This is a genomic window from Alicyclobacillus kakegawensis NBRC 103104, assembly GCF_001552655.1.
Taxonomy (GTDB): domain Bacteria; phylum Bacillota; class Bacilli; order Alicyclobacillales; family Alicyclobacillaceae; genus Alicyclobacillus_G; species Alicyclobacillus_G kakegawensis.
In genome coordinates this window covers 1-10,725 of the sequence record NZ_BCRP01000041.1, presented here as the reverse complement: position 1 = coordinate 10,725, position 10,725 = coordinate 1, and the positions used below count along the sequence as shown (strand labels likewise).

Annotated in this window: 8 protein-coding genes and 2 pseudogenes; 4 read left to right on the top strand and 6 right to left on the bottom strand. The window is 52.2% G+C overall.

The annotated features are described in order from the left end of the window. The 4 genes and pseudogenes from AK2_RS17340 to tnpC form a co-directional block, all read left to right on the top strand. Positions 1-192: hypothetical protein (locus AK2_RS17340; protein ID WP_217994721.1), on the top strand; the 192-nt coding region annotated here is incomplete at its 5' end. A gap of 427 nt (positions 193-619) precedes the next feature. Further along, positions 620-955: an IS66 family insertion sequence element accessory protein TnpA gene (gene tnpA, locus AK2_RS15845; protein ID WP_245632948.1), complete on the top strand. Its 336-nt coding sequence runs from the start codon at positions 620-622 to the stop codon at positions 953-955. Beyond that, entirely contained in the window at positions 949-1,305 is a 357-nt protein-coding gene (gene tnpB / locus AK2_RS15840) for an IS66 family insertion sequence element accessory protein TnpB (protein ID WP_067936930.1), read from the top strand. The genes tnpA and tnpB overlap by 7 nt, the downstream gene beginning before the upstream one ends. 71 nt (positions 1,306-1,376) lie before the next feature. Continuing rightward, positions 1,377-2,964, top strand: a pseudogene (gene tnpC, locus AK2_RS15835) (IS66 family transposase). A gap of 118 nt (positions 2,965-3,082) precedes the next feature. Here the strand turns inward: tnpC and AK2_RS16700 are convergent. From AK2_RS16700 to ltrA (AK2_RS15805), 6 genes and pseudogenes are all read right to left on the bottom strand, one after another. Continuing rightward, complete coding sequence (locus AK2_RS16700; RefSeq protein WP_083521303.1) at positions 3,083-3,787, bottom strand: ABC transporter ATP-binding protein; 705 nt, start codon at positions 3,785-3,787, stop codon at positions 3,083-3,085. Between the two features lie 19 nt (positions 3,788-3,806). After that, positions 3,807-4,325, bottom strand: a complete 519-nt coding sequence (locus AK2_RS15830; protein ID WP_245632947.1) for a stage II sporulation protein M — start codon at positions 4,323-4,325, stop codon at positions 3,807-3,809. A gap of 1,742 nt (positions 4,326-6,067) precedes the next feature. Continuing rightward, a complete protein-coding gene (locus tag AK2_RS15820; RefSeq protein WP_067936925.1) occupies positions 6,068-6,298 on the bottom strand; it encodes an uberolysin/carnocyclin family circular bacteriocin in 231 nt (76 codons plus the stop codon). Positions 6,299-7,055: 757 nt separating this feature from the next. Further along, on the bottom strand, positions 7,056-7,601 hold the full coding sequence (locus AK2_RS15815; protein ID WP_067936922.1) for a group II intron maturase-specific domain-containing protein: 546 nt from the start codon (positions 7,599-7,601) through the stop codon (positions 7,056-7,058). Positions 7,602-7,728: 127 nt separating this feature from the next. Further along, positions 7,729-8,967 (bottom strand): group II intron reverse transcriptase/maturase, encoded by a 1,239-nt coding sequence (ltrA, locus tag AK2_RS15810; protein ID WP_067936919.1) that lies wholly within the window; start codon positions 8,965-8,967, stop codon positions 7,729-7,731. Positions 8,968-9,498: 531 nt separating this feature from the next. Then, a pseudogene (ltrA, locus tag AK2_RS15805) lies at positions 9,499-10,317 on the bottom strand (group II intron reverse transcriptase/maturase); the annotation flags it as partial. Between the last annotated feature and the right edge of the window lie 408 nt (positions 10,318-10,725).

Genomic DNA, 10,725 nt, shown 5'->3' with positions numbered 1-10,725 from the left:
GTGATGGTAATGAACGTGTGCCCCGTTTGCCAGAGTGAAACCGTTGAAGCACGACTTAAGGCGGGTTTTGGACTGCTCATGATAGAAAGCGCGACAGATGGAGACAGTAAGGTCTCTCCTGTAACTGCGTTCGTATGTTCAAAGTGTGGTCACGTGAGCCTGATTGCTCGACATCCCGAGTATTTTAAATGACCACTTAAACCAAGGTGGGGAGTTGTAGTTTGGGTGAATGCGGAACCGAGAGGAAACACGGATAACTGACTCATGGGCGAAGGACTGCAACCGATTCACCTAATTAGTGGCCCCTGAAAGAGTGGTCGTTTGAGCTTCCGCTTCTCCAACTGAAGCCGCCGAACGAGATTTTTCAGGGGATCGTTCCTTTTTTATACTTTAAACGGAAGTTCACTCTAAGAGAACGGCGAGAATCCGAGTCCCAGCAAGGAATTTCAGCCTTTCTGGGATGAACGATTCTGGCTACTTTACAGCTTCACACCCAGGGCACTCGGGATTTTCTGCTGGTGCTTGTTCGGTTCAGTGTGAGCGTCAAATAGCACACACCTAGCGCCGGGCCCTCGTCTGCGAGATGATTTTCCCAGAACCCAATCATGGAGGGATCATCGTGACAAAGGCCGAGTTGGCAGAACTTCGTGAGCTTTGGCGTGCCCGTGTGGCCGACTTCCGGGCCAGCGGACAAACGGGCGCGGCGTGGTGTGCTGCCCACCAGATCAAGGAGCACCAGCTCTGGTATTGGGTGGGCAAGTTGAAAGCGCAAGCGCAGGAGCAGTCGGCGTCGAAACCCCATCCCCGTTTCATCCCGGTGCAGGTCCAGGAAATCGCCAAGGATGCGCACACCTCCCTGTCCGTACGTGTTGGACCGGCAGTTATTGAGGTGCAAGATGGATATCCCCCTGACTTGCTGCGCGACGTCGTGCACACATTGGCGGCCCTATGCTGAGCCTGGGATCGGAGCAGCGTGTGTACCTGGCCTGCGGCAGCACGGACATGCGCAAATCCATCGACGGCTTGGCGGCCTTGGTGCAGGAGTCCTTCGAGCTGGACCCGTTTTCTCCGTGCATGTTCGCCTTTTGTAACCGAAAGCGGGATAAGCTGAAGATCCTGTACTGGGAGCACAACGGCTTCTGGCTGTATTACCGACGCCTGGAGCGTGGACGGTTTCAATGGCCTGACACCAGTGCCGGCAAAACCGTCGTCATTGGCCGGCGGGAACTGAACTGGCTGTTGGACGGACTGTCTCGGACCCAACAGAAGGCCCACCCGAAAGTCACCGCCAAAAAGGTGGTGTGAGGGTCCAGCAATCGAGAAAGATGCCTTTCTGACAAGGGATTTCGGCTGGTGTGTCGAAATCCTCTTGTATGATGAACACGACGACGGTGACCACCCACCAACCGGAATCCCTGCAGGAGTGCTACGAAGCGTTGGAGCGGGAAAACGCGGAGCTGAAAAAGCAGGTGAAGCTGCTGTGGGAACAGCTTCGCCTGGCCCGCCATCGGCAGTTCGGGAAATCCAGCGAACGGACGATGGAGAACCAGGTTCGGCTCGACCTGGTGTTCAACGAGGCGGAGGCGGAGGCGCAACCGGAGGCGGAGGAACCCACCGTCGAGATGGTCACATACCAGCGGCGCAAGAAACAGCCGGGCCAGCGGGAGGCCATGTTCGAAGATCTGCCTGTGGAGCGGATTGAATACCGCTTGTCGGAGGAAGAGCGTATCTGCTCATGCTGCAATGCAGTCATGGACGAAGTGGGCGTTGAGGTCCGACGCGAGCTCAAGCACATCCCGGCGCAGACGGTGTTGGTCGAGCATGTGCAGTATAAATACGCATGCCGGCCGTGTGACAAGCACGGAACCGAAACCCCCATGGCCAAGGCGCAGATGCCCAGGCCTCCGATCCCTGGAAGCCTTGCATCGGCTTCTATGCTGGCGCATGTGATGGACAAGAAGTACGTGGACGGGATGCCGCTGTACCGGCAGGAGCAGCAGTTCGCCCGCAAGGGCCTGGCATTGTCGCGGCAGACCCTGGCCAACTGGGTAGTGCTTGGTGCGACACGGTAGCTTAGCCTGGTGTATGACCGGCTGCATGAGGAGCTGCTTTCACGAAAGTACCTGCACGCGGACGAGACGACGCTCCAGGTGTTGCGTGAGCCGGGGCGGGCAGCCGGATCGGACTCGTATATGTGGCTGTACCGCAGCGGCCGGGATGGGCCCCCCCATCGTCCTGTTCGACTACCAGGAGACCCGCTCGAGGGAGCATCCAAGGCGGTTCCTCGGGGGATTCAAGGGGTACCTGCATGTGGACGGGTACAGCAGATACCACGACATCGAGAACGTAACCCTGGTGGGGTGCTGGGCACACGCGAGGCGAAAGTTTGACGAGGCACTCAAGGTGTTGCCAACAGCGGAACGGAAAAAACCGACGGCGGCCAGGATGGGGCTGGAGTATTGCAACCGGCTGTTTAAGATTGAACGTGGTTTGAAGGACGCGACACTAGAGGAACGTCACGCCGGGCGGCAGAGGCTGAGTCGACCGGTGCTTGACGAGTTTTTGGCATGGCTTCAGGAGCAGAGTGGACAGGTGGTGCCCAAGAGCGCCTTGGGCAAGGCGGTTTCGTATTGCCTGAACCAGTGGACGAAGCTGGTGGTGTTCCTGGAGGACGGGAACCTGGAGCTGGACAACAACCGGAGTGAGCGATCCATCAAGCCGTTTGTGACAGGCCGCAAGAACTTCCTGTTCGCGAATACGCCGCGCGGGGCAAGGGCGAATGCCATCGCCTACAGCCTGGTGGAGACGGCCAAGGAGAACGGGCTGAATCCGTATCTGTACTTGGAATACCTGTTCGAGCGGTTGCCCAACATTCGAACGGATGACCGGGCAGCGATGGATGAGCTGCTCCCGTGGCCGGATCGCCTGCCGGAACCAATCCGGAGGCGTGGGAAAAAAGGATAGCATGAGAAATCGCCCCGCTGGGTTTCCTGGCGGGGCTGATTGTTGCCGTCTAGGACCGTCGCACGACGGCGGGAGAAGTGCAAGGTGTGAGGGATTTGACGCTTACCGCCACTCCACGTCAAGTGCTTGCCGATCTGGAAAAAGGAACGTGACGTTTTTCTGCACTTTTAAATGACGTTATACAGTGACTTATCTCTGGGTTACGAAGTTCAATAACTCGTGAAAATACCAACCCTTCCTGCTGCACATGTGATACTATCAAATGAGATGAATCTCGAGTCGATTGAATCCATTGAGTTAACACAACTCTACTTGATACATCAAGTGTGTTGAACGGCTCGTCCATCAGGTATATATCTGCCCTTCGGCTCAGACTGAGAGATAAAAATAGCTTGTGCTGTGTTCCAAGAGAGCACTCATCAACCTTCCTACCGAGCATTTCAGTGATCCCAAATGCGTCACACATATCTCTCACTCTTTTCTCATAGTCGCTATCATTATTCCACAGAAGACGGAAGAAATGTATGTTCTCCTCACAAGTCAGTTTGTTGAACAGTTGCGGATTGTCAGGGACATAGGATATCTTGTTACGCAGTTCGGCCAGGCTTGTTGAGATGCCTTTGTAATATGCTTTGTACCGAAGTTTACTATCACTAATGAGTCCCGTAAGTATTCTTAGCAAGGTAGATTTCCCGACACCATTCAGGCCGATTAGTTGGATAGTTTCAGATGAAAAAATGTCGAGTTCAAAGTTGTCGAACACCTTCGTTATACCATCATAGCTATAGGTAAGCTCACGTACCGATAGAAGATTGTGTTCCATAATTTCACCCCAAAGTTGACTATGCTTTGGAAATTGTCGATTCGATGAGCGCCGACACGATAAAGAGAACAATGGCAGTTACAAGAATCCACACGGAATCCTGAACGTGAAATTTCTCCGATTGTCCCAGCTTCGCGTTCGTTCTTACAATATTAATGAATCGCAGCGATTCATAACCCAGCGTGCAACATAAAAGCATCGCGAGAATTTCTGTAGTTGAATGAGGCAATACACCAGTTATTATTGGATGCAGTCCATAGGAATTATCAACTCCCTTTATGGTCACGCCTAGCATGGCCGCATTATATGCTAGGTACAGCGTGTTCGCAATTCCAAGGGTAATCAACCCAGCCGCTATCAAAATTATACCTACAAACAAATTGTGGAACAAAGTTGGAAAAAACGCCATTGAAGTGGGATGCATGGTTAATTTGGTTTTCAACGAAACAATTACTCCGCCGGCGAAAAAGGTACAGTAGACTACAAGAGACACTAAGAAATATCGGATGTGCCCGGTGATCATACGCTTCAACACCATTAGAATTTAGCTCCCCTTTACTATTACCTTTCGTTCCTTCGTGTAATATCGGGAACTTAGCAACAGTACAATAGCAAACGCAAATGAGAAGGCTAGGTCATACCAGAGCCACTGAAATCCCCTGATCAACACGAAGAACGCGCATACTAGTGATGAGAGTACGGTAAGATACATAATCGCACGGTGAAAGAGACTATTCGCCGTGGATATAGCTTGATATCCAGAATATTCCTTAACCGAGGAAAGGTTCATTACCTCCCCACTTGAGGCAAGTATACAAAACACTTCATAGTCTGTGCGAAGTATCCGTTTGACAATTGGACTGTATAGCAAGCCAATGATGATAAAATCCGGTAGCAACACAAAGATTGCTGTTCTCATGTAGACCGAAAATTCAATCATCAATAATACTGTAGTCGTCGCACAGGGGTACAGAGCCATTCTTCTGAGTATTATGTATTTAGATGCAAGGACATCTGAAAAATTCAGACGTTCAGACAGGCGAAGGGGAATCCAATTATGACAGTCGCTTTCAAACCTGAATACACCCGGAAACAAGTGACATAACGTCCGCAATACTCCCGTTACCAGCATATATATCTGTACAAGAAATAGGAATAAATATACGTAGACATTGTGTATGTATAGTAACAACGCGAGGTTCGCACCCGCCAATAGAAAGAGCTCACTGGGAAGAAATATCCCCAGCGGATCTTTGTCTAACTCGCGTCCCGTATTTAGTAACAAGCATACGTCTTTATATTTATAGGCCTCGGAACTCGACATATTTTTTAATAATGATTGAATAATAGTCACGTACCATGAATAGAGCTTGTATTGTACTGGCACTGAGTTGCTCTTGACATTGAGCAAAAGCAGCATCGCAAGGAGCGCAACAAAGATTGCACAAGCAATGCATAACCAACTACCCATCATTTGCGACATTACGTTAAGCAAGTTTAACTTACGTACCAGATTTTCTGATTGATCAATTCTGTGATTCATGGCAAGCATATAGTTCATGGAGAATCCATAAATGTGAATTTCAGATCTGGATAGCAAGATTAGTTTTACGAGGATAGACATGAACAAATATCCTATCGCAAATGGAAGTATTCGTGAACTCACGAGCAACGTTGACTGGACCCATTGTTTGGTCACACCAGGTATCACCTTAATCAACGTATACAAAAACAATATCACAGAGTTCACTAAGAGTAGGACCGAGACGCCCCCTATCCCTGCGAATATTGAGATAAAAACTGCCAACGGAATGGTTGTTGGCATCGAGAGTAACAGTCGCACACCATAGTTATATACTAGGATTTCACGAAAGAATTTGTCGTCGCTTGTGTTTGAAAGACGCAAGTAGTCGTAGTTATACTTCATCTTGATACGCTCGACTGAGTCAAACAAGACCATGGAGGTATTGATTAAATAGAGGACGAATAGACTCAGTATAAATACCGTGGGACTGATGGAATGAAGACCCTTATAGAGTAGCGCAATCACCAGACATGACAAAAACACCTTGAAGGATTCAATGAGTATTAGAGCGCTGGTATGGTCTATTTGCATCTTCTTTTGAACCAGTGCAGTCCGCTGAGCGGATAGGTTCCTGTAGAACAGCATTATCAAATTCATTCTCGCAAGCATGATCCATCATCTCCAAAGTCAGTCAAACAGAACACCATGTCGGCAAGGAGGGATCTTCCCCCCTTGCCGATTAATGGCTCGTGACATCACCAACCAATAGCTGCGGCGGTTCCCCTTGTAGTAGCAATTTCTCTGATAGTTGCTACAAACGCAGACCAACCCATCTCAAGAATTACGTCAACACCGCCAGACAAAATTGCGGTAATTCCAAGAATGATTGTGATCAACGTCGAACCAGTTAAAACGATCGACACCACAGTGGTAGCGACTGCTTGAGACACTCCAAGTGTCCCCGCAACAAGTGCCAACAGAAGCATGAACGTCCCCTCCTTTCGATGGAATTATATAAACATGTAATGTAAATAATTACATGTTTATACCGCTCGGGTCGACTAACGTTTACCTATATTTCTGATAATTCTAGAGTAAATAAAGCCATAGATTATCGTCAAAGATATTACGGATATCTTCATCCATTCTTGCGCGTTCATGTATTTTATTAACACTGCTGCCACCATTAGAAGAATCAACGGTAAAGTTGCCCAAAGTATCCTCACAAATATCACTCCACGGAATCTTGTTTCATAGCGGTAAACAAATTGCAGGTCAGTTAAAGTAGGATTCAGATTCTATATTCAAGTTCAATTTCACGTGGCCTGTTGACATGCCATTGAAGGCATAACATGACAATGTTGTCGAAATACCTCCATGTGTGTATTCCGGAGTATTTGGACACTCAATCCGAAAAGTCTTGCACGTTCAGTTCGGTGACTCTTGGACACTTCCCATCGGATCCGTTAGACTACTTTCATTTAACCATATTCAATATGTTTTTTCAACTATTCTATCTTTATCATTTTTCGTTATTAATAATATATTTCTATGGGTATGATCACGAAACGAAAAAATAGTGGTAATGATAATGAAGTCCACATTTCGCGCCACCTTGGCAGGGAGCGTGTAAAGTTTCAGTAGGGGCTTTTCCCCGGGAGGAAGAGAGAAGGATCGAGTAGGAGGGGGCGCCTAGCCCCCGTCCTCTCACACCACCGTACGTGCGGGTCCGCATACGGCGGTTCATGAAACTCCACGAAGCGTAAGGTATCTCGCCTGAAGACTGCGCAGCCCCAGTTGCTCAAAGTACGTTTTGTCCATGGCTTGGTTCAGCATCCTCGCCATGAACCACGGCCCTCGGCGTGAGTTGGCTGTCATGTGGACCACCCACTCCGGTTGCCTTAACGCGCGTAACTCCCGATACCGCGTGCGCACTCGTTTCCATTGCTTCCATATGCACATTCGCAGCCTGCGCCGAATCCATTCATCGAACCGTTCGCAGCGCCCCTTCATCTCTGCCATCCGGTAGTACGCCACCCATCCCATGATGTACGCGTTCAATTGCCTGATGCGCTCCGCGATGGGCATGCTCCGTGAGCGGCTGGTGATCTGGCGCACCCGTTCTTTGAACCGTTCTATCGTCTTCGGTGCCAGGCGTATCGTGGCCAGCTTGTCGGACCGGAAGCTGAATCCGAGAAACCTCAACTTCCACGGCCGGTCTGCCGCACTCTTCTCCTGGTTGACCTGCAGGTTCAGTGTCCCCTCCAGGTATCTGGTCAGTGACGCCATCACTCGCTCTCCCGCCCGACGCGACTTCACGTAGACATTGCGGTGAGTAGCCCCGGGGAGTTTCACCCCGAGGCCCTCGCAGAACCGGACGTGAACCTCTCGGCTCATCCGGCTCCCGTTATCCAGCCTAAGGTAAAATCCCCATTTGCCAATGCACGAACAGTTTCGGTTCGCGCCTGGCGATTTTCCCGAGCCAGTGTGTCGCCCGCCGCTGGTGGCCGGCAAACTTCTTGTATTTGCGTCGTACCCAGCGAACCAAAGCTCGGTTCATGTGCCTGAGCACACAGTACAGTTCCGATTTGTAGAAGCGCCCATAGTATTGGATCCAGCCCCTGATGACGGGATTGAACATCCTGGACAGATCCTCAAGGGTCTTGTCCGGCTTCAGATGCATGCGCCAGTCGTGAATCGTCTGTCGCATGGCCTTCTTCGCCTTGTTGCTTACCGCTGGGGTGAAGTTGATGAAATGCTTGCCATATCTGTTCTTGGACCTTCGCGGTCGAAACGTGTAGCCCAGGAAATCAAATTTCGTTTCCGGGTAATCCCCACGTCGGTCGTCATCTTTGCAGTAGACGATGCGCGTTTTGGTCGGATGGAGTTCAAGTCCACATTCCTTGAACCGTTCTTCCAAGCTGGCGCGAAGCTTCTGAGCACCTTCCAGACTGTGGCCGTGTGCAACAGCATCATCAGCGTACCGAGCAAACGGCTTGTCCGGATGGTTCTTGTCCATCCATTTGTCAAACGCGTAATGAAGAAACAGGTTGGCCAGCACCGGGCTGATGACTCCGCCTTGCGGCGTGCCCTTCGTTCGCTCCACCACGGTCCCATCCGACAACTGAAACGGTGCCTTCAGCCATCTTTCCATGTACAGAATCACCCATGGGTTATCCGTGTGTTTGCGAACAGCCTTCATCAGCAACTCGTGGTCAATGTTGTCAAACAGCCCCTTGATGTCAAACTCCAGTACCCAGTCATATCGCCAACATCTTTGCCGGGTGACCGCAAGCGCGTCTGCGGCCGACTTCCCTGGTCGATAGCCATAGGAATCCTCATGGAAGTACGGCTCCACTTTGGGCTCGAAGTACACCTTCACGACCATTTGTGCGACGCGGTCGGCCACCGTGGGTACGCCAAGAATCCTTGTTCCTCCGTTTTTCTTGGGTATTTCCACCGCCTTGACTGGGGGAGGAAAGTAGCTGCCGGAGGACATCCGGTTCCAAATCTTGTAGAGGTTGTTCTTCAAATCGGCCTCGAACTGCCCTAGGCTTTCCTCGTCCACCCCAGCCGCGCCCCGGTTTGCTTTCACTCGTCGGAACGCTTCAAGCACCACATATTTGGAGATTTTGTACGGCTTTGTTTTGTCCATTGGTTCCTCCCTTGCGGTTGACCTCTGCACAAAACTGGATAACACAACCCCTTCGCTCCACTTCCATTACGAAGCTTCGTCACTACTACGGGTTGTTCCGCCCCTACACCTCGCATCGGTACTTTCGTCCTTGCGGGTCCTCCGCTTGGAGTTTTTTCCTTCGCATCGAAGTGCAGGTTCCCACGTTCCGAATCGAAGCCTGTGCCGCGTTCACGCCGCCTTCATGCCGGTCACCGCCTGGACAGTAAGCAGGTTTCCTTCAGACTGATCCCGGGCTAACGACTACCTCCCGGTTTTGATGACATCCTTACGCTTTCGACACGTTATCAGCGGTTCACTGGTGTTCGTCTCCATCGGCACGCACCTGACGAGGTCTGGCCTCGCCTTTTCCGTAACGCTCACTACCATGGCTTTTGTCCACAGCAGCTTACGGTGGTTTGAAGCCTCCACCTGCATGGCGGCTTCGAGGGGCCTGCCCTCATCTTCGGCATGGCCTTCGAGCTATCATCTAGCTCGTCGCCTTCGTGGCGCACAGTCGTCCGCGTAGCGGACAAACCGATGCCCTCGCTTCTCCAGCTCCTTGTCGAAGTCGTCCAGCATGATGTTGGCGAGCAGCGGGCTGAGGGGGCCGCCTTGCGGTGTCCCTTCCTCGTTGCGTATCACCACCCCGTCCGCCATGATGCCTGCGTTCAGGTAGGCCCGGATGAGCTTGAGGACCCGCTTGTCCTTGACCTTTCGCGCCACGCGCGCCATGAGCTTGTCGTGGTTAACTCGGTCAAAGAACTTCGCCAGATCCAGGTCCACTGCCCACCGGTAACCCAGCTGAATGTATTGCTGTGCCCTGCGCACCGCGTCATGGGCGCTCCGCCCCGGCCGGAATCCGAATCTGTTCTCGGAGAACTCCGGGTCGAAAATCGGGTTCAATACCTGGAGCAGTGCCTGCTGGATGAGTCGGTCGATCACGGTGGGGATTCCCAGTCCCCGCACCCCGCCTCCGGGTTTCGGAATTTCGACCCACCTGACGGGTTGCGGTTTGTAGGTCCCCGCGAGCAGCTGCTGACGCATGTCAGCCCAGTGGGTCTGGATGTACGACCGTAGTTGGGCTACCGTCACGCCATCCACCCCTGGCGCTCCCTTGTTCGCCTCGACTCTGCGAAGTGCCTGAAGCAGGTTCTCCCGCTCCAGCATCTTCTCCAGCAGGGAGTCCCTCTCTTCGCAGGATGGGGTCTGCACTTGTGCCAACGACGAACTCGGCCCTCCAATCCCGGCCTCTCGCGGCTTCACCACTACCCTCCGGGTGGAGGCCCCTTGCGGGGTATTCTGCTGTCGTCGCTCGTCGTGTGAACGCATCCAGTCCATCCTCGTTTCATGTTCGGCCCTTCCGCAGACGAGCGCCCGCCCACGTACTATGGCCTCTGCTGACTCCTGTCCGTTCAGCGCCGCCTCTCGACGACGGTTACCGGCTCTACCGGCGTATCGGACAGGCCTCCCCGGATAAGAACGGCCCCTTTCCTCTCATGCACCCGCCGCATCTACTGCCACAGCCCTTGGCGACTTCGGACTTCGTTGTGTTTGGACAACTCATCCGACTGTGACAGCCTCGAATGCGATTCGTGTACCTCGGGTCGAGAGTTTGCCGCCAGCTTCCTTCAGATTCCACCTCACAATGGACACCCTTGCTCTTGGCTAACGGTAGGTGTGTCGCCAACCCCCGTTCGGGACTTTCACCCTATAGGGACCGCCCATGCCGGGCGTACC

Bases quoted from the DNA above. Each gene is read 5' to 3' on its own strand.
- tnpB (WP_067936930.1), top strand. From the start codon at position 949: ATGCTGAGCCTGGGATCGGAGCAGCGTGTGTACCTGGCCTGCGGCAGC.
- AK2_RS16700 (WP_083521303.1), bottom strand. From the start codon at position 3,787: ATGGAACACAATCTTCTATCGGTACGTGAGCTTACCTATAGCTATGAT.
- AK2_RS15830 (WP_245632947.1), bottom strand. From the start codon at position 4,325: ATGGTGTTGAAGCGTATGATCACCGGGCACATCCGATATTTCTTAGTG.
- AK2_RS15820 (WP_067936925.1), bottom strand. From the start codon at position 6,298: ATGCTTCTGTTGGCACTTGTTGCGGGGACACTTGGAGTGTCTCAAGCA.
- AK2_RS15815 (WP_067936922.1), bottom strand. From the start codon at position 7,601: ATGGCGTCACTGACCAGATACCTGGAGGGGACACTGAACCTGCAGGTC.
- ltrA (WP_067936919.1), bottom strand. From the start codon at position 8,967: ATGGACAAAACAAAGCCGTACAAAATCTCCAAATATGTGGTGCTTGAA.